Source organism: Sandarakinorhabdus sp., from assembly GCF_040398665.1.
In the GTDB taxonomy this organism is placed as follows: domain Bacteria; phylum Pseudomonadota; class Alphaproteobacteria; order Sphingomonadales; family Sphingomonadaceae; genus Sandarakinorhabdus.
Genome location: NZ_JBBATQ010000010.1, coordinates 19,501 through 41,063 on the forward strand (window position 1 = coordinate 19,501; position 21,563 = coordinate 41,063).

Genomic DNA, 21,563 nt, shown 5'->3' on the forward strand with positions numbered 1-21,563 from the left:
CCAGATCATGCACCTTCTGGTCCCGCTGATCCCGTTTTTGCTGGCTGCTGCGCCGGCGACTTTACCAAAGCCCCAGCGGCCAGTGGCGCCGGTGGTGGCGCTGGAATGGGGCGATGAAGCCTCGCGCGACCAGCTGGGCGAAGCGGCCGACGTGGTGCGCATCGCCGGCATCAAGGCCGGCAGCACTGTCGCCGATATCGGCACCGGCACCGGATATTATGTCATGCGGTTGGCGCCGATCGTGGGGCCGCAGGGCCGGATCTTTGCCCAGGACATCTCGCAGCGGGCGCTCGATCTGGTGCGGCGGCGGGCGGCGGCGGCCAAATTCACCAATGTGCGCACAGTGCACGGCGGTCAGGCCGATGCGCGGCTGCCGGCGGCGAGCGTGGATGTGGCGTTGATGGTGCACATGTATCACGAGATCGAGCAACCCTATCTGCTGCTCGATCGCTTGCGGCGCAGCCTGAAACCGGGCGGGCGCATCGTCATCGTCGATCTCGACCGGCCATCGGACATGCACGGCATGCCCAAGGCGCTGCTGACCTGCGAGGTGAAGGCCATGGGGTATGAACTGATCGGCATCACCGATATCGCCCAGGGCTATGCGGCGGTGTTCCGCCCTGGCCTGCGGCCACAGCCGGCCAGCGTGCGCGCCTGCCGCGCCTGAAATGCCGCATTTACCTTTGCCGGCGGCCATGACAGGCGCTGCGCCATGATCACCATCCCGCGCGCCGTGCTGTTTTTCGGGCTTGCCGGCCTGATTCCGTTTTTTGCCGCACCGGTGCTGACGTTGCTGTTTCCGGATTTCCGCTGGCAGTGGAACGAAGCCTTGCTGTCGTGGTCGGCGATCATCCTGTCGTTCCTGGGCGGGGCGCGCTGGGGCGCTGCGGTGCAGGCCGGCCCGGCCCCGGCGCGCCTGATCGGCCTTGCCATGCTGCCCAGCATCGGCGGCTGGTTCATCCTGCTGATGCCGGCCAACACGCGGGCGGCGCAGTTCATTGCCTTTGCGGTGGCACTGCTGCTGATGCTGGCCTGGGATTGGCGCGGGCGCGGCCTGCCCGGCTGGTATCGCGCCTTGCGCCTGCCGCTCACCGCCGGCGCGGCGGTGGCGCTGGGCTGGCAGGCGTTGTTGCAGGGCTGATTGGAATATTTCGGCACCCTCCCCCTTGCGGGAAGGGCGACTCGGCGCCAGCAGAGCAGTCTGCCCCGGACTTGATCGGGGGGGGTGGGGGTTGCCTCTGTTGGTGACCACCGGCGGAACCCACACGGGCCTCGCCTTCCTCGCAAGGGGGAGGGAGCTGAACGTTACAGCTTGAGCGCAATCGCGTTACGCCGACCAGCGCGCGAAGATGGCGGTGGGCAGGATCAGGCCGCGGGTTTCTTCGCGGGTGCCCATGTCGCCCACCTCGATGGTGCCGCCCCTTGGCCCCAGCGCCTGATCAAGCAAGGGGTGCAGCGCCAGTGCCGACATGCGGATCGCATAGACGGTCAGCACCACGAATCGCGCATCGTCGGCGAGCAATTGCCGCGCGAGATCAACCAGTTCGGGTAGATCACGCTCCAGTTGCCAGATCTCGCCATCGGGCCCGCGGCCATATTTGGGCGGATCAAACATCAGGCCATGATATTTGGCGCCACGCCGCACCTCGCGCCGCAGGAATTTCAAAGCATCATCGATGATCCAGCGGATCGGCGCATCGCCAAGCCCCGACAGCACGGCATTCTCGCGCGCCGCCGCCACGCTTTTCTTGCTGGCATCCACGTGGGTCACCTGCGCGCCGGCGCGCGCCGCAACCAGGCTGCCGACCCCGGTATAGCCGAACATGTTGAGCATGCGGTCACCCGGTCGCAGCCGCGATTGCAACCAGTCCCATTGCCCGCCCATGTCCGGAAAGAAGCCCAGGTGACGGAACGGCGTGTTGCTGGCCCAGAATTCAACCGCACCCGCAGGCGATGGCCGCTGCATCTGCCAGCGTTCGGGCACGTTGCTCAAATGCCAGCGGCCGCCGCCGTCGTCGTCGCTGCCACCGATGAATTCACCGTCGGCCTTCCAGTCCGGATGGGCCGGCGCCCACATCGCCTGCGGTTCGGGGCGGATGAACTTGAAGCGGCCATAGCGTTCGAGTTTGCGGCCCCCCCCTGAATCGATCAGGCCGTAATCCGCCCAGGGTTCGGTGACGAGGGTGGCGAGGGCGGTCATGAGCAGGGGTTAGGGGATTTGGCGGCGCTGGCCAAGCCCACCCCAGCCCCTTCCCGCAAGCGGGCGGGGAGCAGATCATCCACGTGCACACGGTTCCCCTCCCGCTTGCGGGAGGGGTTAGGGGTGGGAGAGCGCAAGCGCGCCCGAATCACGCCGCCTTGTGACGGCCGATCTCGGCGCGGGCCGGGGTGTGGGCAAGCATGGCGGTCCCAGCCGCGCGCGCCTGATCCACCGTGACGGCTTCGATGCGGGCGACGATCTCGGCCGGCGGCACGATGCGGCGGTGGACGAGCAGGCTGCGCGCCATGAAATCCGCCACGCCCTGCGGCGCTTCCAACGCCATCAGCAGGCCGGCAAGCGCCTGCGCGCGGGCACGATTGAGCTCGGCCTGCTCCAGTCCGGCCGCCGTTTCGTGCAGCACCTGTTCAACCAGCGCCCGCGCTGCGGCGGCCTGGGTGGGGTCGGTGGCAGCATGGACACTGAGCAGCCCGCCATCGGCATAGGGCTGCAACGCCGCCGACACGGTATAGGCCAGGCCGCGTTCCTCGCGCACCTGCTGGAACAGCCGCGAAGACATGCCGCCACCGGCCGCCAGCGCAAACAGCAGCGCGGCATCCTGCGCCGGATCATGATGGCCCGGCGCGGCCCAGGCCGCCGTGAGCTGCGCCTGTTCGATGCGGCGCTTGTCGTGGCGGTTCGATGGCGCGAACTGTGCCGGATCGCCAGTCGGGGCGGTGGCAGCGGTGGCCGGGCCGGGAAAAGCAGCTTCGGCGAGGCGGCAAAGCGTGTCGTGATCGAGCTTGCCGGCAGCCACCAGCGTCAGGCGCTGCGGCGCATAATGATCGGCCTGCCAGCCGAGCAGATCATCGCGGGTGATCGCAGCAAGGCTGGCTTCGTCGCCGAGCACGGAACGGCCCAGGCCCTGATTCGGGTAGGCGGCCTCTTGCAGTTGATCGAAAACAATATCGTCGGGCGTGTCGCGCGCCTCGCCAAGTTCCTGCAGCACGACCTCTTTCTCGCGGACGATATCCTCGGCATCAAAACGCGCGCCCGTCACCAGATCGGCGATCAGATCGACGCCCAGCGGCAGATCGCGCGCCAGCAGGCGGGCGTGGAACATGGTGGCATCGCGGCTGGTCCACGCGTTCAGTTGCGCGCCGACATCTTCCATCTCCTCGGCGATGGCACGCGCCGTGCGCCGCTGCGTGCCCTTGAACACCATATGCTCGAACAGATGCGCCAGGCCGTTCAGCCGGGCCGATTCGAATCGCGAGCCGGTATCGGCCGACAGCGCCACGGCAGCGGTTTCAACGCCGGGCAGCGCCCAGCTTGCCACCGTGAGTCCGTTGGGAAGGATCGTGAGATTCGGTTGTGTCATTTCGGAGTGGCGCGCGCGGCGACATAGGCCTCGATCGCCTGCAACTGTGCCGGTTCGATATCGAAGCGTTCGGGCCGGCTCATCAGATCAGAGAGCCGCGCCGGCAGTGCCGGTTCGATGCCGCAGGCCGCCAGCACGGCGGCGGGGAACTTGGCCGGATGGGCAGTGGCCAGCGTCACCATCGGCGCATTGCCGGTGTCGCGGCGTGCCGCCGCGAGGCCGATGGCGGTGTGCGGATCGAGGATTTCGCCGGTGTGCGCCTGCGCCCAGCGCATGGTTTCGACCATCTCGGCCGCATCGATGCGATGCGAGGTGAACAGCCTTGCCGCCGTCTCGCGCTGATCGGTGGGCAGGGTCATCTGCTTGGTGGCTTCGAATTCGGCCATGCGGGCGGCCAGCGCCGCACCATCGCGGCCGGCCAGATCAAACAGCAGCCGTTCGAAATTGGAGGAGACCTGAATGTCCATCGACGGTGCATCGGTGGGGGCCACGCTGCCGGCGCTGTAATCGCCGGCCGACAGCGCGCGGTGGAGAATGTCGTTCTCGTTGGTCGCCACCACCAGGCGTTCGATCGGCAGGCCCATTTGCGCCGCGACATAGCCGGCGAACACATCGCCGAAATTGCCGGTGGGCACCGCATAGGCGATGGCGCGGTGCGGCGCCCCGAGCGCCAGTGCCGAGGTGAAATAATAGACCACCTGGAACATCAGCCGCGCCCAGTTGATGCTGTTCACTGCCCCAAGATTGAAGCGGCCGGCAAACGCGGCATCGTTGAACATCGCCTTCACCAGCGCCTGCGCGTCGTCGAAATTGCCGGTGATCGCGATATTGTGGATGTTGGGCGCCAGCACACTGGTCATCTGGCGGCGCTGCACCGGGCTGACGCGGCCGTGCGGGTGCAGCATATACACATCCACGCCGCTGCGCCCAGCCAGGGCATCGATGGCGGCAGAGCCGGTGTCGCCCGATGTGGCACCGATCACGGTGATATGGTCGCCGGATGCCGCAAGGAAACGTTCGAAGACCAGCCCCAGCGCTTGCAGCGCGATATCCTTGAACGCCAGCGTCGGGCCGTGGAACAGTTCGAGCAGGAAGTGCCGGTGATCGAGCTGCTTCAGCGGCACCACCGCCGCATGGGCGAAACGACCATAGGCGGTGGTGAAGATCGCGCGCAGCGCCGATTCGTCCAGACTGTGACCGGTGAACGGCCGGCACACGCGCACCGCCACCTCGACATAGGAAAGACCGGCCATGGCCGCGATCTCGTCCTGCGAAAAATGCGGCCAGGTTTCGGGCACATACAGCCCGCCATCGCTGGCCAGGCCCGCCAGCGTGGCGCCTTGAAAATCGAGGACCGGCGCGCGGCCGCGGGTGGAGATATAGCGCATGGCTTCCCGTTATTCGGGTGTGACGGCGGGCGCAACCATGCTGCGCGCCGCAAGGCTTCGGCGCCGCAGCCACAGGCCATAGATGGCCGACAGGGCGATGGCGAGGCCGAACCATTGCCCGGCATAGGCCAGATGATTGTCGGGCAGATCGGCCGGACGGGGCTGTTGCGGCTTGCCGAGCGGCGGCACGGCGGCGTCGGGAATCAGCATGAAACGCGGGCGATCCGGCGCATTGCCATAGGGACGTTCGATCACCACGCCGGCGAATTCATGATCAAGGTTGATCACCGAGTCCTTGGCGTCGACGCGGCGCGTCCAGCCGGCGACCGCGACGATATCGGGCGGCAGATCATTTGGCCGGCACGACACCACGACGAAAAAGCCCGATGTGCCACCCGCCGAACTGCCGGGGCGCAGATCATAGGGTTTGCGCGGGCCGGCGTGGCAGCCGATGGCGGCACGGCGATACTGCACGCTGATGTCGCCCTTCATCGCCGCCAGAAATTCCCGCGGGGATACCGGCGGCAGTGTGGCAGCAGCGTCCAACCGGGTGATCAGATCATGTTTCCATGCCCGGCGTTCCAGTTGCCAGCGGCCGAGCCCGCACAGGATCAGCACGCCGATGGCGGTGATCAGGGTGGGGATGATGGGGATGCGTCGCGTCATGAGCCTGACTGGCCGTTGCTGCCGCGATATTCGAGGGCGACCAGCAGCCCCTTCGCGATGCGTTGCAGCGTGATGGTGAGGCCGACGGTGAGCGGCGTCCACAGCAGCACATGCACCCACCAGGGCGGGGCATATTTGGCATCGACGACCAGCGCCGCCACCATCACCACGCCGCCGACGATGAAGATCAGAAAGGCCGCCGCGCCGTCACCGACATTGAAGCGGCCATAATCGAGGCCGCATTTCGTGCAACGCGGCGCAAAGGCCAGCACACCAAAAAACAGGGGGCCGCCGCCACAGCGTGGACAGCAGCCCCGAAGCGCAACCTGCGCTGGTGTTGGCCCGTCAGCCAAACTGGCCGGAGCCGACGGCGGCGCCGAACTTCGACCCCCACACATAGATGGCGATGAACAGGAACAGCCACACGACATCGACGAAGTGCCAATACCAGGCTGCGGCTTCGAAGCCGAAATGCTGCCGGGCGGTGAAATCGCCTTTGTACGTCCGCGCCAGGCAGACCATCAAAAAGATGGTGCCAACGATGACGTGGAAACCGTGGAAGCCGGTCGCCATGTAGAAGGCAGCGCCATAGACGCTGTCGGCCATGCCATATTCGGCGTGGTGATATTCATAGGCCTGCACGGCCGTGAAGATCAGGCCGAGCAGGATCGTCACCCACAGGCCCTGCTTCAGGCCCTTGCGGTCATCGTGGATCAGCGCGTGATGCGCCCAGGTGACAGCCGTGCCGGACAGCAGCAGGATCAGCGTGTTGAGCAGCGGGAACACGAAGGGATCGAGCAGTTCGATACCCTTGGGCGGCCACACGCCTTCGATGCCTTCCTGCATCGACGGATACAGCGCAGCGTTGAAATAGGCCCAGAACCACGCCACGAAGAACATCACTTCCGAAGCGATGAACAGGATCATGCCATAACGGTGGTGCAGTTGAACCACCGGCGTGTGATCGCCGGTGTTGGCTTCGTGGACGACATCCTTCCACCACAGGAAGAACATCGCCGCGACCGCGGCGAGCCCGGCGAAGAAGGCAGGCATGCCCCACGTCGCCTTGTGCATCCAGCCGATGCCGCCAGAGGCAAGCACCAACACCGCGAACGACATCAGCAGCGGTCGCGAAGAAGGGTTGAGAATGTGGAAATCGTGGGTTTTGCTGCCGGCCATGGCTGGGGCCCTATCCTGTAATGGTACGTTTTGCCGCACCGCTTAGCTTGACCGGTGCGGGATTGTCCACCGCGTAGAAGGTGTAGCTGAGCGTTATTTCATCGATCTTGCGGGCCACGGGATCATCCATGATCGCCGGATCGATATAATAGCTGACCGGCATGTCGACCGTTTCGCCAGCCCGCAGCGTCTGTTCACTGAAGCAGAAGCAATCGATCTTGATGAAATAGCGGCCCGCCACATCGGGCGAGACATTGTAGACAGCGCGGCCGGTGATCGCGGTGTTGCCGCGATTGCTGGCGGTGAAGAATCCCAGGCGCTTTTCCCCGATCGGGATCGATACTTCGTTGGCCTTGGGCCGGAAACGCCAGTCAAGACCGGGGGCAACGTTGGAATCGAATCGGATCTTGATGCTGCGGCCGATCGCGCCAGTGCGCAGCGGCGCGGCTGCGGCAACCTGGGTGGTGCCGCCAAAGCCCGTCGTTTCGCAGAACATCCGGTACAAAGGCACTGCGGCATAGGCCAGGCCGACCATGGCGACGGCCATCAACGCCGCCAGCGCACCGACGCGACGATTTGCACTTTGCAGCGGGGTGGCGCTCATTGAGCCGGGACCGTGGGTGCCGCGACCGGTTTGGGCGCGGCGTTGATCTGATCGGTCATCCGCACCACGGTGATGCCGAAGAACAGGGCGACCAGCACGAACAGCAGAATGCCGAGCGCGCGGTTGCGCGATTCGCGGCGGGCGTAAAAGGCCGTGCGTTCCGCATCGGTCCAGTTGGCGGGATCGGGGTTCATGGCAGCAGCAGCCGATCGGCAACCAGGGCACCGAACAGGCAAGCCAGATAGAGCAGGCTGAACTTGAACAGCTGCTTTTCGGCAACCATCTGCGACGGCGCGGTGGCCGTGCTGCGCGAGACCTTTATGGCCATCCACATGAACATTGCGCCCAGCGTGATGGCAGTGCCGCCATAGGCCCAATCCGCCATCCCGAGCAGCGTCGGCGCGATGGTCAGCGGCACCAGCAGGCACGAATAGAGCAGAATCTGCCGGCGGGTTTCCGGCAGACCGTGGGTCACCGGCAGCATCGGCACGCCAGCCTTGGCATAATCGGCTTCCATGAACAGCGCGAGCGCCCAGAAATGCGGCGGGGTCCACAGGAAGATGATGCCGAACAGCATCCAGGCGAACAGCGGCGTGTCCCCCGTGACGGCGGCCCAGCCGCAGATCACCGGAAACGCCCCGGCCGCGCCGCCGATGACGATATTCTGCGGTGTGCGGCGTTTCAGCCAGACCGTGTAGACGACCACGTAGAACAGGATCGAAACGGCCAGCCAGAAGGCCGCGACCCAATTCAGAGCCAGGCCAATCATCGCCACCGATCCGGTGCCGAGGATGACGCCAAAGGCCAGGGCTTCCCCGGCGGCCAGCTTGCCGGCCGGCAGCGGCCGCTGCGCCGTGCGCTTCATCAGCGCATCGATATCGGCTTCATACCACTGGTTGAGCGCGCCGGCGGCACCCGCAGCCACGGCGATGCACAAGATGCCGGTGAAGGCCAGCATCGGATGCAGCTTGCCGGGCGCGACCGCCATGGCACAGGCGGCAGTGAAGATCACCAGCGTCATCACCCGCGGCTTCAGCAGCGCGAAATAATCCCGCCAGTCCGCGAACAGCGTGGCTTGGGCCGACCCTGTTGTTGCGTCGGTGGCAATCTGGTTCATTGCAATATCCTGATCGGGGGCAGGATCACCCTGCCCCCGAAAGCCGGTTACTTGATGACCGGCAGGGTTTCGAACTGGTGGAACGGCGGCGGGCTGCTCAGCGTCCATTCCAGCGTGGTGGCGCCTTCGCCCCAATAATTGTCTTCCACCTTGCGGCGCGACGCGAACGACACGATCAGGTTGAGGAAGAAGAAGACCATGCCCAGTGCCATGACCGCATAGCCATAGGACGCGATCTGGTTCCAGAAGGCAAAGGCATCCGGATAATCCGGGATGCGGCGCGGCATGCCGTCCGACCCCAGGAAGTGCATCGGGAAGAACATGATGTTCACGCCGATGAAGAAGATCCAGAAGTGCAGACGGCCGAGCGTTTCATTGTACTGCTTGCCGAACATCTTGCCGAACCAGTAATACCAGGCGGCGAAAATGGCGAACACGGCGCCCAGCGACAGCACATAGTGGAAGTGCGCCACGACATAATAAGTGTCGTGGAAATAGGTGTCGACACCGGCGTTGGACAGCAGCACGCCGGTCACACCGCCCACTGTGAACATGAAGATGAAGCCGATCGCCCAGAGCATCGGCGTATCGAACTTGATCGATCCGCCCCACATCGTGGCGATCCAACTGAAGATCTTGATGCCGGTGGGCACCGCGATGATCATCGTCGCAGCGGTGAAATACATCTTGGTGTTCACATCCAGACCGGCGGTGAACATGTGGTGCGCCCACACGATGAAGCCGATGAAGCCGATGGCGACCATGGCATAGGCCATGCCGAGATAGCCGAAAACCGGTTTGCGGCTGAAGGTGGAGACCACCTGGCTGACGATGCCGAAGCCCGGCAGAATGAGGATGTAGACCTCCGGGTGGCCGAAGAACCAGAACAGATGCTGATACAGCACCGGATCACCACCACCATCGCCGGTGAAGAAGTGGGTGCCGAAATTGCGGTCGGTCAGCAGCATGGTGATGGCGCCGGCCAGAACGGGCAGCGACAGCAGCAGCAGGAAGGCGGTGACCAGCACCGACCAGACGAACAGCGGCATCTTGTGCAGGGTCATCCCCGGCGCGCGCATGTTGAGAATGGTGGTGATGAAGTTGATCGCGCCCAGGATCGACGAGGCGCCCGCGATGTGCAGCGAAAGGATCGCCATGTCCACGGCCGGGCCGGGGTGGCCCTGCGTGGACAGCGGCGGATATACGGTCCAGCCGGTACCGGCGCCGTTTGCGCCTGCCGGGCCCTCGACGAACATCGATCCGCACAGCAGCAGGAACGACGGCACCAGCAGCCAGAACGACACATTGTTCATGCGCGGGAACGCCATGTCGGGCGCGCCGATCATGATCGGCACGAACCAGTTGCCAAATCCGCCGATCATCGCCGGCATGACGGTGAAGAACACCATGATCAGGCCGTGGGCGGTGATGAACACGTTCCACAGATGGTTGGCCTGATCGACATTCCCCTGGGTCATGAAGGTCAGATACTGGATGCCCGGCTGCGCCAGTTCGAGGCGCATCATGCCCGAAATCGCGCCGCCGATGGTGCCGGCGATGATCGCGAAGATCAGATAGAGGGTACCGATGTCCTTGTGGTTGGTCGAAAACAGCCAACGCTGGACAAAGCCCAGCTTGTGATCATCGTGGGAGTCGTGCGCTCCGGCGGTGGCGGCGTGAGCCATGATTTGGGCGTCCTCTTGAGGATTATCGAACGGCCGGCGCGGCGACAGGCGCTGCAGCTTCGGCGGGCATTGGGGCGGGGGCCGCGGTGGGCGCTTCAGCGGCGGCAACGGCAGGCGGTTCGATGCCGTTTTCCTTTTGCTTGGCGGCCACCCAGGCATCGAACTTGTCGCGCGGCAGCACTTCAACCGCGATCGGCATATAGGCGTGGCGCGAGCCGCACAATTCGCTGCACTGGCCGAAATAGACGCCGGGCTTGTCGACCTTGAACCAGGTTTCGTTGATGCGGCCCGGCACGGCGTCCATCTTCACATAGAAGGCCGGCATGGCGAAGCTGTGGATCACATCGGCGGCGGTGGTGAGGATCTTCACCGTCGCACCGACCGGCACCACAAGGCGATTGTCGACATCGAGCAGCCGGGGTGTGCCGCGCTTGGCGGTTTCGGCCTCGGTCAGCATCACCGAATCATAGGTGAAACCGCCCTGATCGGGATATTCATATTCCCAATACCATTGGTGACCGGTCGCCTTGATCGTGATGTCGGCCTTGGGCGGGCTGTACTGGTTGGCGAGCAGGCGGAACGACGGCACCGCGATCACCAGCAGGATCAACGCCGGCACGGCGGTCCAGATCACTTCGATGGTGGTGTTGTGGCTGGTTTTCGACGGCACCGGATTGGCCCCGGCGCGATATCGGAACACTGTCCAGGCCAGCAGGACCAACACGAACAGCGCCGTGGCGGCCATCACCGGGTTGAGCACGTAATCGACCATGTTCTGCGCTTCGACGGCGATGTCGGTCATCGGTTTCTGCAGTTCCCACCCGCCGCTGGGCTGGCCGATGCCGGCGGTGGGCGCCGTCAATTCGATCGTGCCCGTCGGCACGGCGGTGGCCGCGACCGGCGGCACCGGCGCGGCAGCAACCGCGTCCTGCGCGGCACCATGCCCCGAAGCAAATATTGCTCCGGCGGCGAACATCAACTGCAAAAAGCGACGCATATTGCCTCTGGACTGAAACGGGCGGACGCGGCCGCCGAACGATGGAGGGTGTATGCCGCGCTGCACCGCAACAGGCAAGCCGAAACGCGCCGATCCCGGTGTCGCATCAGGCTATCAGATCAGCGAAGACCGCTTGGCTCTTGGCCATCTGCGCGCGCACGGCGCTGGCGACATCATCGCCCTGCAACATGCCGGCATTCCACACCGCAACATATTCCAGGCCATCGGCCACGCTGTGATCGCGGCCGTGGTTCAGCACCTGCTTGATGCCGGCGATGGCCAAAGGCGATTTGGCGGCGATGTCGCGCGCCATCGACTCGGCAGCAACCAGTGCCGCCTCGTGGCCCTCGGCCACGCGATTGACGAAGCCCCATTTTGCCGCTTCGTCGGCCGGGAAGCGCCGGCCGGTATAGGCCAGTTCGCGGATCAGCCCTTGCGGCAACAGATGCGGGATGCGCTGCAACGTGCCGACATCGGCGACGATGGCGATGTTGATTTCCTGGATCACGAAAAACGCGTCACTGGTGCAGATGCGGATGTCGCACGCCGTCACCAGATCGACTCCGCCGCCGATGCAGCCGCCCTGGCACACCGCGATCACCGGCACCCGGCAATTGTCGATCACGTTGAAGCTTTCCTGCAGCTCTTTCACATGGCGGCGAAAGGCTTCGCGCTGGCGGCCGGTATCGGCACCGCTGTTGGCCAGCGCGCCGCTTGCCGCCATCTTCAGATCGAGCCCGGCGGTGAAATGCTTGCCGGTCGATGCGATGATCACGCAGCGCACCGCCATGTCGGCATCGATGGCGCGGAACACCTCGATCATTTCCGGCCAGAACGCCTTGTTCATGGTGTTGAGCTCGGCCGGGCGGTTGAGCGTCACCCGCGCGATGCCATCATCCACGCGGTAATCGAGAGTCGTCAGTTCCATTGGAGCCTCCCACACACTATGAAGTTGGCATGACCAAGTTCACCGTGAACGGCAATCCTGTCGAATTTCTGATGCCGGCCGATACGCCGTTGCTGTGGGCGCTGCGCGACGCGGCGGGGTTGACCGGCACCAAATTCGGCTGCGGCGCCGGGCTGTGCGGGGCGTGCACCGTGCATGTCGACGGCAAGGCCACCCGATCCTGCCAGGTGACCATCGCCGATCTGGAAGGCACGTTCGTCACCACCATCGAAGGCCTGTCCGACAATCGCGACCACCCACTGCAACAGGCGTGGATCGCGGTTCAGGTGCCGCAATGCGGTTATTGCCAATCCGGCATGATCATGGCCGCCGCCGCGCTGCTGAAGGACAAGCCCAGGCCGACCGACGCGGACATCAACACCGCCATCACCAACCTGTGCCGCTGCGGCACCTACAACCGCATCCGCCGCGCCATCCACATGGCGGCCAGCGGGCAGATCGAGGCAGCGGTGCCGGGGCCGGAGGCCAGCGCCGAGGATGCGGCGGCGCTGGTGCCCAGTTTGAAGCCCTGATGGCCAGACTGGGCGCCTTGGCCGCAAGCCGGGCAAGGCGGCGCTGAAGCGGACAGATCGGCGGACACGCGTAGCCGCTACTTGCTATTGCTGGATCCGACCGTTCCTGGCTTCCTGCACAGCACTGGCCGGAGGGCAGAGAAACGCATCAAACCGCGCCTTCACGATTGCATAGCACTCGCAGGTTATAGCCTCGAGCCTGGCACGATCCCGGATCTGCATCATCCCCCGTCGGTAGCTGATCAGCCCCTGGTTTTGCAGCGATTGCGCCGCGAACGTCACCGACGTTCGATTTGCCCCCATGATGCGCGCCAGAAACTCGTGCGTATAGGTCAATGTCTCGCCTTCGGCCCGATCGGCCATCATCAAAAGCCAGCGGGATAGTCGTTCTTCCACCGAATGCAGACTGTTGCAGGCGACCGTCTGCATGACCTGTGACAGGAGCGTTTCAGAATAGCTCACCAGCAGGTTCTGCATATGCGAACTATTCTGGAATTCGGTCAGCAAGGGTTGGATTTCGCATCGCAGCATGGGCCCTTCGAGTTGCACGGTACATCGGTTGTACGACACGCGGCTGTACATGGCGGAGAAGAGTCCGAATGCTCCTTCACGTCCGATATTGGCACACTCGATTTCCGATCCGTTCTCGAGGATCGTGAGCAGCGAAAGGACACTGCCTTCAGGGAAGTAAACGTGGGTCAGCAGGCCGCCGGCCTCGCAAACCGTCGCTCCCAGTTTCAAGTCGACAGGCTTCATAAAGGGCTGAATCCGGTCGCGAGCCTCCGGCGTGAACGCACCAAACAACTGATTTTTATGAACAAGCTTCTCATCTTTCGGCTTTTTCATGTCCGCATCCTTGCCCGCGATGGCGGAAAACAACGAAACGCCCGAACCCGCGAAACGTTGCCACCCTCTGTTGGCTGGACAACAGACCGCGTCGCCAACACCCTGTAACCTCCGGTTCAAAGCATAATCGGTTCTGCCCTCAGGGAATGCGCCAACGTGAACATGCCATTGGCCGACCCAAAGCGCCCAACGTCATTTTGCCCCCGGCGTCCATGAACGCTCGTGCGCATGTCGGCTCTTGAGGCAAGCAGAGGTTCAGCGATCCGGCCTAGAACGGCAAGATCACTGTTGCCCGTGCAGGGATTTCGTTGCGGACGACGACGATGAGCGCGACCAATACAGGCCCACCACTCCGCGCCATCGCATGGATCGTCGATGCCTGGTCACTCGATATCATCAGCGACTGGTTGCATTTTTTCGGCGGCGACAGGCGCATGGTCGAAATCTACCTGTTCGTCCTGGCGGCCAACACCCAGCATCTGATCGGTGATGCAACGCTTTCGGCGCGTCGACATGGCGACCCCGTGACGCCGGCCGATTGCCGCCCGGTGAAGATTGGCGCCATCGCCGCGGGACTTGGCATCGATGACGAGACGACGCGCCGGCATGTCGCCGCGATGTGCGCGGACGGCCACTGCCTGGCCGATCATCACGGCGTTATCGTGGATCTTGCCGATGCCGGCGCCGCAGTTTTCACCGCCACACCGGGTGGCATGCCGGCGCGGCTGGCAACGCTCGTCACCCGGCTGAAAGGCCTCGTTCTCGATACTGGCTATAGCGCTGCTGCCGTTGCCGAACTGGGTACCGCGCTCGACTTCGATGCTTGCCGCCTTGTCACGGCCGCTACGTTGGTCACCCTGCTTGTCGGCCGGCACATCACGCGGACGCTGTTTCCCACCATCAGCCTGTTCGGGGCCGATCGCGACAGCGCCGCCATCTATTTGACCATCTATGTCGATAACACCCGCACCAAGATGGATGATCCGCGGGTGTTGCGCGCCGATGGCTGGATCGACCGCGAATTGCCGGCTGACGTGTTGCGGCCAATAACCGTGACCGACATCGCCAGGCGACTTGGCCTGCCGACCGAAACGGTGCGGCGCAAGGCCAATCGGCTGATCGACAGGGGGATGATCGAACGCGTGGTCGGCGGGGTGATCGCGATCCGCACCCTTTCCTTTGCACCGGTCCACGCGCCGCGGCTTTATCAGGAACTGCTCGCCATGCTGGCGAAACTGGCGCTGGTCAGTGCGGCGAATGGCGCGGGCGCCGTGGCGCCTTAGGCAATGCCGCCGCGGTGCTGCCCCCCCCTCGGCGATGGTCGCCCGCGCAGGAAGCCCGCGCCAGGCACACATTGTCTGCCCATTCACAACCATGGTTCAACTATCTGATAACATTTATTATTTTCTGCGGCCATTTCCCCATAATGAGGCTTGCGCGGCGGCGGCATAACCCTGTCTACGCGCGAATGTCCGCGGCCTGATTGCCGTCAGGGCAAAAATTCTTGTTTTTCAAAAGGGCCAAAATGAGCAAATTCCTGATCACGCTGCTGGCGACGTCTGTCGTCGCCGCAGCGCCCGCCGCCGCAGACCCATGCGCCGTAACCACCGTGACCTTCCCGACTTATGCGCCCGTGCAATGCTATGACGAAGAAAACTGCCCACCCGCTGTGGTCTCCAACCCCTATGACGAAGCCGGCTTCCATTTCCAGAACTCAGCTGAAGGCGGTTATGCGCTTGTAAATGGCAGCAGCAATCCAACGAATTCAGCTGATCCGACCGGCGGCGTTCTGACCAACAATTACGGTTACAAGACGACAACGGTCACCAAGGTTGATGGTGGTCTGTTTGATTTTATCTCGGTCGATCTCGCTGACGGATTCAACAACATGAACTACTTCCCTGCAACCGGCTTCAACAGGCAGGGCGGCGATGTTTTGTTCACGTTCACCACCGGCAGTGGCTCGACAACGCAGACCATCACCATCGATGGCATTCCCGGCTTGCAAACGTTCACCTTCAACATGACCGGCCTGACCTCGGTCAGCTATTTGCCGCAAACCACCTTCAACGGCTATATTCAGGCCGACAATTTCGTTGTTAGTGCCGCCACCGGTGCGGTTCCCGAACCCGCCAGCTGGGCGATGCTGATCGCCGGCTTCGGCCTGACCGGCGCCGCGATGCGCCGTCGTCGCACGGCTGTCGCTGCCTGAACCGGCCGCATGTGCCGATGAAGGGGGGCGGCCGGCAACGGCGGCCCCCTTTTCTTGCCGGAATGCCGTGGCTCATAATCAGGCCCGCACACCGGCGGCGAGCCGTTCATCGGCAGGCGAACCTGAAACTTCGCGTTTCTGAAGCCGTGCACGCAGAACGATGATGCCTCGGCAGATAATTGAACTCATTAATTTTCTGCTGCGGCCATTTCCCCATAATGAGGCTTGCCAGTCGGCAACCTGAGCGTGTTCACACGCGAGCAGAGGCGGACCGTTCGTCTTCAGGCCTTTGAGGCCTCTCAACACAAAGGTTCACCATGAAGATCCTGTCAAAACTCTCGCTCGGCGCTGTTGCCGCCGGCGCCATCGCCGCGCCGTCGGCCGCGACCACGACGACCGTCAATTTCTTTTTTGCAAACAATGGCTCAGGCAGGAGCGACATCACGTTGGGCGGCAATACAACGCCGCAATACACTTATGACACGTCGGTCGTTTTTAGCGGCAAGAATCAGGCCTACTTCGTTCCCAACAGTTCATCATCTTATGGAGTTATTGGCCCTGTTGTTGGTCCGGTCGCGCTTCCGACGCCAAACACAGCCACACAAAACCTCGGAGGTTACATCGGATACAACAATAACTCCCCGGGCGACCGCTATTTGCCACTGCAGTTCTCCATCAACGGCACCACGACCGTCGGCAATGCCTTTTTCAATAATACCAACGGCCTGGTCAAAATCGAATACGCCGACGTTGCCGGCGGTGTCCCCGAGCCGGCGATCTGGGCCGAACTCGTCGCCGGCTTTGCCCTTGCCGGTGCCGCGATGCGCCGCCGTCGCCCTCAGGCGGCGGTCGCCGCCTGACCATCCAGCCCGCGCCAATATCGTGCTTCGCTGAACCGGATGTCGCCGCCCCCGCGGGCGGCGACATTCATGGTGTCGGCAACGCGGCTGTCGCTGTAATAATCGATCCATGTCACGAGCGGTGCCGCCCGGCGGCTGGCCACGTACAATTGCAGCGCGTTGACGTACGATCGGCGCCGGTGCGGGGCGACGATATTGCAGTCAATCGACGCGGTATCGCCCGTGGTCGCGGCCAACAGCACGCCAACCACGGCGCCATCTTCGACAATCACCGTCGAGACATCGGGGTTGAGACGCACGGCGAAGGGATCGACCAGCGACCTTTGCAGCCGGGCAAGGACCTGCGCCGGCTGCTGCCCGAAGCCGGCGGCGATAAGCATTGCTGTGCGTTCGAGCGGGGCGTCGCGCAGCGTCGGCGTCGCCACGCCAGTTGGAATGCGGCGCGTCTTTTCCAGTCGGGCAACAATGGCTTCGATCTGCGTCTGCATGCCTTGCAGAGGTATGCGCGAATGCACGTCGCGCTGCCCGGCGACAAAGCCGCAGCGCACGAGGAACGCCGCCGCCGGGGCGTCGTCACGATAGCGGTCGGCCGACCACAGGCCGTCGGTTTCGCCGTCCGCCGCCGCCGCCATGGCAGCAAGCAACGCCCGGCCGACTCCGCGCCGCCGCGCCCCGTCGCGCACGAACACGGTGACGCCGAAACCCGGCGGGGTGTTCTGCCCGCGCCATTGCATCGCGCCGGCGCCGGCAATCTCGCCATCGATCAGCGCCGCCCAGTGCTGCGCCCCCGGATCGGCGGTGGCCGGCAACAGTGCCAGACAGGCCGGCAGGGTCGCGGCATCGGCGGGGGCAATCATCAGCATCGCCATCGCCTAGCAGAGGCCGGCGCGACAGCAACAGGGACTTCACCATGATCCAGACCCGCCTCATCGTCCTTGATGGCGTCTGCTGGCCGGGTTTTGCCGCCGCCTGCCGGCAGGGGCGCGTGCCGACGCTCGCCCGTCTTGCCGCTGCCGGTGCCACCGGGCTGTTGTACGGCGTGCCACACCAGGGGCGCATCGGTGCTGCCGCCAGCATCGCCAGCGGCCATTGGCCCGAAGCCAGCGGCCTGTGGTTTCCCGAAGAAGCCTGGGCCGGCGGTGTTCGCCCGGCAACAATGGCAAGCTGGCAACGGCCGCCGCTGTGGGCGTCGCTTGCCGCCGCTGGCATCGGCACCGCCAGCGTCGCCTGGCCGGGCAGCGCCCCGGGGGGCAGCGCCGCCGGCTTGCATGTCGATGATCGATATCCGCGCGCGCTTGGCCAGACCGTGCAAGGGTGGGCCTTGACGCCCGATTGCTGCCCACCGGCCTGGCGCGACGAGCTTGCCGACCGGCGCATCCACCCGACCGCGATCACCACCGGCCATCTGTTGCCGCTGGTGCCCGATCTGGGTGCGGTCGATCAGGCCGCGACCGACGCGCTGGGCCGGCTGGCCATCACCATGGCCGAAGCGGCGACGGCACACGGGGCCGCGGCCTGGATCTTCGCGCACCGCCGCCCCGATACCGCTGCGCTGTGGCTGTCATGGCTGGGCGACATTCGCGCCGGCACCGCAGCCACGGCGCGACCGCCATGGGATCATCTCGTTGCCGGGGCCTGGACCTTCCTCGACACGCTGGTTGGCGCGCTGGCGGCGCTGGCAGGCAACGATCGGCTGTTGATCGTCGGTACCGGCTGGGCCGCGGCACCGGGGCTGGTGCTGGCACATGGACCGGAGATCGCGCCCGGAACGGTGCTGCCGGCGGCGCAACAGATCGATATCGCGCCGACCATACTCGCCTGGCATGGTCTTGCCGATCCGGGGCTGGCCGGGCGGCCGCTGCCGCTGGGGGTCGATCGCGCCTGCCGCGACGTGCCGCCGCCGCCGCCGCAACCGGCCGAACCCAGCGCCGCCGCGGCGGCATACCTCGCGCCGCTGCTGGCCGAAGGCTTTGCGCCGCCGCCGCCGCCGTCGCCGCGATGGCAGGCGGCGCGGGCGCTCGCGCTTGGCCGGCTGTTGCTCGACCGTGATGCCGCCGCCGCCGAAGCCGCCGCCGAGGCGGCGCTGGCGGCGGTTCCCGACAATCCCGACGCCCTGACGCTGAAGGCGTGGTGCCGCTATGCTGCCGATGATGCCGCCGGCGTCGATGCTATCGGCGTGAGGCTGGAAACGCTGGCGCCCGATCACCCGTGGGGCGCCATGGCGCGGGGCGCTGCTGCGGCGATGCGCGGCGACGCCGGCGCGGCAAGACCGTTCCTGGTTGCGGCGGCGAAAGGCGACGCCGAAACCCGACTGCGCGTAGCGCGCGCCTGGTTGCGCCTGCGCCAACCGGCCGCGGCCATGGCCTTGCTCGGCCCCCTCGCCGTGGAATTGCCGGGCCGGGCCGAAGTCCGGCTGGCACAGGCCGAAGCCGCCGCCGCCGTCGGCAACCATTATGAAACCGAAATGGCGTTGCGTGCGGCGCTGGTCATTGATCCGTACGTGGAGCAGGCCTGGGCGGCGCTCGAAACCTTGCTGGTACGCCTAGGCCGCCGCAGCGAAGCGACGCGCGCCGCGGCGATGCTGGCGCAATTGCAGGTTCGTTGAATAGACTTGGGGGCATCCCGGAACCTGTCGCGGCGGCGGCGGCAAGGCGCTGACCGAGCGAGCGGTGATTCATCAAGCGGTGATCCAGGCGGCCATGATCGGAGCCGCTATCGATCATGGCCCACGGCATTTCTGCCCGACGATGTGGCGCAATCAACCGAGCAGACGTTGGCGGTTGGCAGAAACATTGGCCGTATCAGACCCAGCCCGAAATCGCCGACTGGCTTCGATCAGAACGGGTTGAGCGTATAACCGCGCTGTTGATAAACGGCATGGGCGGTGATCGCCGAGAGGGACATCTTCACGCCGGGCAGCAGATCGGCCTTGGTGATCTTCTGCCCGGCCGCCGTCTGGCCGCACAGATAGAATTCCACGCCGGCACCGATCAGCTTGCGGATCGCCTCCATGCTGCCATTGGCCTTGCCGTCGTTGCGCGCCGCATAGACCTCCGGCTTGAGCAGATCGGCGGCGGACGGGCCGTGGAAGATCAGCACGATCTGCACGTTTTCCTTGGGCACGCCGGCGGCGACGTGCATGTTGAGCGTGCGTGCCGCGGTTTCGATCTGGCGGCTGAGCGTGCCCGGCGTTGCCTTGGCGGCGATATCGAAATCGATCTTGAATTTCGTGCCCTTGGGCAGCGGCAGGTCGCTGTCCACCGGGGCGATCGGGCCGACATCCGGCAGCACCGGGCCAGCCACAAAGCCTTCGCGCGATTGGGCCAGCACCGGCGCCGACAGCAACATCAGGGACAGGACGGCAGCGCGGATCATGGGATCACCTTTCAGAACGGGTTCAGCGTATAGCCCTGCGCCTGCAGGATCGCATGGGCGCTGCTGGCGGAGATTGCCAGTTCCACGCCGGGAAGCAAATCTGCTTTCTTCACGCCCATGGCGTTGGCGGCCTGGCCGCACACCACGAAGCGCACGCCCTTGGCCAGCATCTCCTCCACCATCGCCTGGCTGGCGTTGGCGGCACCGTTGTTGCGCGCCGCGTACACCGGCGCCTTGGTCAGCTCGGCGATCGCCGGGCCGTGGATCACCACCGCAACCGCGACATCGCGCAGCGCCATGCCATTGCCGACATGGGAATTGATGAAGCGCGCCGCGGTTTCAAAGCCGGGGTTACGCTTGCCGGGCGTGGCGGCGGTCACATCATAGACATGGCGCAGCACCGTGCCCTTGGGGATGACGAGATCATATTCCACCGGCGTGTGGCTGCCGAAACCCATGAAGACGGGGCCATCGGTGGCAAGGGCGGGCGTGGCGAGCAGCGCCGCCAGGATCAACGTACGGATCATCCGAACCTCCGCATGCCCGCCAGGGCGCTTTCGGCTTCCGCCATCGTGCGGCGCACGATTTCGCCGGCCGGGAGCACTTCGGTGATGCCACCGCCGCCCTGCCCCGCGGCAAGACACTGGGTTTCGGGGATCACGTCGAGCACGCCGGCAATCGGCCCCAGGCGGTTCAATTGCACCGATTCCATCACCTGCGCCGCAAACGGCTTGGCCGTGCGATTGTCGAAATCGCGGTTGCTGTCGTTCACGATGGCACGCAGCGTCTTGCCGGTGAACACCTTGGAAATCACCGTGTCGCTCTCGCTCATGCCGACGATGGCATCCTTGTACGCCTGGCCGGCGTGGGCTTCATGGCTGGCGATGAACCGGGTGCCCATCCACACGCCAACGCAGCCGAACGCCAGCGCCGCCGCCAGCCCGCGGCCATCATAAAGCCCGCCGGCCGCCACCACCGGGATATCGACGGCATCCACGCACTGCGGCCACAGCGCCACACTGGCCACGCTGCCGGTATGGCCGCCGCCTTCGGTGCCTTGCGCGATGATCACGTCGCAGCCGGCTTCGGCGGCCTTGATCGCGTGCTTCACATTGCCGGCCATGCACATCACCACGATGCCGGCCTGTTTCAGTTCGGTGATGATGGCAATGGGCACGCCCAGCCCGGCGATGAAGGCCTTGGCGCCGCCCTTGATGATCACATCGACACTGGCGGTGAGGGTTTCCGGCTGGGCGGTGAGCAGATCGACGCCGAACGGCTTGTCGGTCAGGTCTTTCACGCGGGCCATCTGATCGGCGATGAACTTCGGCGGCAACCCGGCCATGCCGAGCGAGCCGAACCCGCCGGCAGCGGAGACCGCAGCGCAGACCTCGGCATAGGAAACGCCGCCCATGCCGGCGAGGAGGACGGGATGCTCGACACCGAGCAGGTCACAGATGGGGGTGTGGATGGTCATGATTGCTCCTCAGGTCCCCTCTCCCCCCAAAGGCTTCTGGGCGGGAGAGGGCGAGAGACGCCGAAGGCGGCCCGGGGTGAGGGGTAAGCCAAATGGTACC

Annotated in this window: 24 protein-coding genes; 7 read left to right on the forward strand and 17 right to left on the reverse strand. The window is 64.9% G+C overall.

Going from position 1 to position 21,563, the window contains the following annotated elements; all coding sequences use genetic code 11:
- The first annotated feature begins 7 nt into the window (after positions 1-7).
- Both ABWP22_RS12435 and ABWP22_RS12440 read left to right on the forward strand, forming a co-directional pair.
- Complete coding sequence (locus ABWP22_RS12435; protein ID WP_353200299.1) at positions 8-667, forward strand: class I SAM-dependent methyltransferase; 660 nt, start codon at positions 8-10, stop codon at positions 665-667.
- A gap of 45 nt (positions 668-712) precedes the next feature.
- Positions 713-1,141 (forward strand): DUF3429 domain-containing protein, encoded by a 429-nt coding sequence (locus tag ABWP22_RS12440; protein ID WP_353200300.1) that lies wholly within the window; start codon positions 713-715, stop codon positions 1,139-1,141.
- Between the two features lie 186 nt (positions 1,142-1,327).
- On the opposite strand, the gene ABWP22_RS12445 is transcribed toward ABWP22_RS12440, so the two are convergent.
- The 12 genes from ABWP22_RS12445 to ABWP22_RS12500 form a co-directional block, all read right to left on the reverse strand.
- On the reverse strand, positions 1,328-2,200 hold the full coding sequence (locus ABWP22_RS12445; protein ID WP_353200301.1) for a class I SAM-dependent rRNA methyltransferase: 873 nt from the start codon (positions 2,198-2,200) through the stop codon (positions 1,328-1,330).
- Positions 2,201-2,348: 148 nt separating this feature from the next.
- On the reverse strand, positions 2,349-3,536 hold the full coding sequence (locus ABWP22_RS12450) for a M16 family metallopeptidase (RefSeq protein ID WP_353200302.1): 1,188 nt from the start codon (positions 3,534-3,536) through the stop codon (positions 2,349-2,351).
- 38 nt (positions 3,537-3,574) lie between these two features.
- A complete protein-coding gene (gene thrC / locus ABWP22_RS12455) occupies positions 3,575-4,966 on the reverse strand; it encodes a threonine synthase (protein ID WP_353200303.1) in 1,392 nt (463 codons plus the stop codon).
- 9 nt (positions 4,967-4,975) lie between these two features.
- A complete protein-coding gene (locus ABWP22_RS12460; protein ID WP_353200304.1) occupies positions 4,976-5,632 on the reverse strand; it encodes an SURF1 family protein in 657 nt (218 codons plus the stop codon).
- Positions 5,629-5,904 (reverse strand): DUF983 domain-containing protein, encoded by a 276-nt coding sequence (locus ABWP22_RS12465; RefSeq protein WP_353200305.1) that lies wholly within the window; start codon positions 5,902-5,904, stop codon positions 5,629-5,631. Before ABWP22_RS12465 ends, ABWP22_RS12460 begins: the two co-directional genes overlap by 4 nt.
- A gap of 73 nt (positions 5,905-5,977) precedes the next feature.
- Positions 5,978-6,811 carry a cytochrome c oxidase subunit 3 gene (locus tag ABWP22_RS12470; protein ID WP_353200306.1) on the reverse strand — a complete coding sequence of 278 codons (834 nt, stop codon included), beginning with the start codon at positions 6,809-6,811 and terminating at the stop codon, positions 5,978-5,980.
- A 10-nt stretch (positions 6,812-6,821) separates the two neighbouring features.
- Positions 6,822-7,415, reverse strand: a complete 594-nt coding sequence (locus tag ABWP22_RS12475; RefSeq protein WP_353200307.1) for a cytochrome c oxidase assembly protein — start codon at positions 7,413-7,415, stop codon at positions 6,822-6,824.
- On the reverse strand, positions 7,412-7,609 hold the full coding sequence (locus tag ABWP22_RS12480) for a cytochrome c oxidase system small membrane protein (RefSeq protein WP_353200308.1): 198 nt from the start codon (positions 7,607-7,609) through the stop codon (positions 7,412-7,414). The genes ABWP22_RS12475 and ABWP22_RS12480 overlap by 4 nt, the downstream gene beginning before the upstream one ends.
- Positions 7,606-8,532, reverse strand: coding sequence for a heme o synthase (locus ABWP22_RS12485; protein WP_353200309.1), 927 nt, complete (start codon positions 8,530-8,532; stop codon positions 7,606-7,608). The genes ABWP22_RS12480 and ABWP22_RS12485 overlap by 4 nt, the downstream gene beginning before the upstream one ends.
- A gap of 47 nt (positions 8,533-8,579) precedes the next feature.
- Positions 8,580-10,217, reverse strand: a complete 1,638-nt coding sequence (ctaD, locus tag ABWP22_RS12490) for a cytochrome c oxidase subunit I (protein ID WP_353200310.1) — start codon at positions 10,215-10,217, stop codon at positions 8,580-8,582.
- Between the two features lie 22 nt (positions 10,218-10,239).
- Positions 10,240-11,214: a cytochrome c oxidase subunit II gene (coxB, locus tag ABWP22_RS12495; protein WP_353200311.1), complete on the reverse strand. Its 975-nt coding sequence runs from the start codon at positions 11,212-11,214 to the stop codon at positions 10,240-10,242.
- A 106-nt stretch (positions 11,215-11,320) separates the two neighbouring features.
- Positions 11,321-12,142, reverse strand: a complete 822-nt coding sequence (locus tag ABWP22_RS12500; protein ID WP_353200312.1) for a crotonase/enoyl-CoA hydratase family protein — start codon at positions 12,140-12,142, stop codon at positions 11,321-11,323.
- Between the two features lie 29 nt (positions 12,143-12,171).
- Here ABWP22_RS12500 and ABWP22_RS12505 point away from each other — a divergent pair, with 29 nt between their 5' ends.
- Entirely contained in the window at positions 12,172-12,693 is a 522-nt protein-coding gene (locus tag ABWP22_RS12505) for a (2Fe-2S)-binding protein (RefSeq protein WP_353200313.1), read from the forward strand.
- A gap of 84 nt (positions 12,694-12,777) precedes the next feature.
- Here ABWP22_RS12505 and ABWP22_RS12510 read toward each other — a convergent pair whose 3' ends face one another.
- Positions 12,778-13,539 (reverse strand): Crp/Fnr family transcriptional regulator, encoded by a 762-nt coding sequence (locus ABWP22_RS12510; RefSeq protein ID WP_353200314.1) that lies wholly within the window; start codon positions 13,537-13,539, stop codon positions 12,778-12,780.
- Between the two features lie 323 nt (positions 13,540-13,862).
- On the opposite strand from ABWP22_RS12510, the gene ABWP22_RS12515 reads away from it, so the two are divergent.
- The 3 genes from ABWP22_RS12515 (at position 13,863) to ABWP22_RS12525 (ending at position 16,611) form a co-directional block, all read left to right on the forward strand.
- Entirely contained in the window at positions 13,863-14,822 is a 960-nt protein-coding gene (locus ABWP22_RS12515) for a winged helix-turn-helix transcriptional regulator (RefSeq protein ID WP_353200315.1), read from the forward strand.
- A 242-nt stretch (positions 14,823-15,064) separates the two neighbouring features.
- Positions 15,065-15,751, forward strand: coding sequence for a PEPxxWA-CTERM sorting domain-containing protein (locus tag ABWP22_RS12520; protein ID WP_353200316.1), 687 nt, complete (start codon positions 15,065-15,067; stop codon positions 15,749-15,751).
- Positions 15,752-16,068: 317 nt separating this feature from the next.
- A complete protein-coding gene (locus ABWP22_RS12525; RefSeq protein ID WP_353200317.1) occupies positions 16,069-16,611 on the forward strand; it encodes a PEPxxWA-CTERM sorting domain-containing protein in 543 nt (180 codons plus the stop codon).
- Here ABWP22_RS12525 and ABWP22_RS12530 read toward each other — a convergent pair.
- Complete coding sequence (locus ABWP22_RS12530) at positions 16,590-17,474, reverse strand: GNAT family N-acetyltransferase (protein ID WP_353200318.1); 885 nt, start codon at positions 17,472-17,474, stop codon at positions 16,590-16,592. The two genes, ABWP22_RS12525 and ABWP22_RS12530, sit on opposite strands and share 22 nt — an antisense overlap.
- Positions 17,475-17,521: 47 nt before the next feature.
- Here ABWP22_RS12530 and ABWP22_RS12535 point away from each other — a divergent pair, with 47 nt between their 5' ends.
- On the forward strand, positions 17,522-19,216 hold the full coding sequence (locus ABWP22_RS12535; RefSeq protein ID WP_353200319.1) for an alkaline phosphatase family protein: 1,695 nt from the start codon (positions 17,522-17,524) through the stop codon (positions 19,214-19,216).
- A gap of 230 nt (positions 19,217-19,446) precedes the next feature.
- Here the strand turns inward: ABWP22_RS12535 and ABWP22_RS12540 are convergent, their stop codons facing one another.
- From ABWP22_RS12540 to ABWP22_RS12550, 3 genes are read right to left on the reverse strand one after another with little or no spacing between them, the layout of a single operon-like run.
- On the reverse strand, positions 19,447-19,986 hold the full coding sequence (locus ABWP22_RS12540; RefSeq protein ID WP_353200320.1) for a DsrE family protein: 540 nt from the start codon (positions 19,984-19,986) through the stop codon (positions 19,447-19,449).
- 11 nt (positions 19,987-19,997) lie between these two features.
- A complete protein-coding gene (locus ABWP22_RS12545) occupies positions 19,998-20,513 on the reverse strand; it encodes a DsrE family protein (RefSeq protein WP_353200321.1) in 516 nt (171 codons plus the stop codon).
- Positions 20,510-21,463: an NAD(P)H-dependent flavin oxidoreductase gene (locus ABWP22_RS12550; RefSeq protein ID WP_353200322.1), complete on the reverse strand. Its 954-nt coding sequence runs from the start codon at positions 21,461-21,463 to the stop codon at positions 20,510-20,512. The genes ABWP22_RS12545 and ABWP22_RS12550 overlap by 4 nt, the downstream gene beginning before the upstream one ends.
- Between the last annotated feature and the right edge of the window lie 100 nt (positions 21,464-21,563).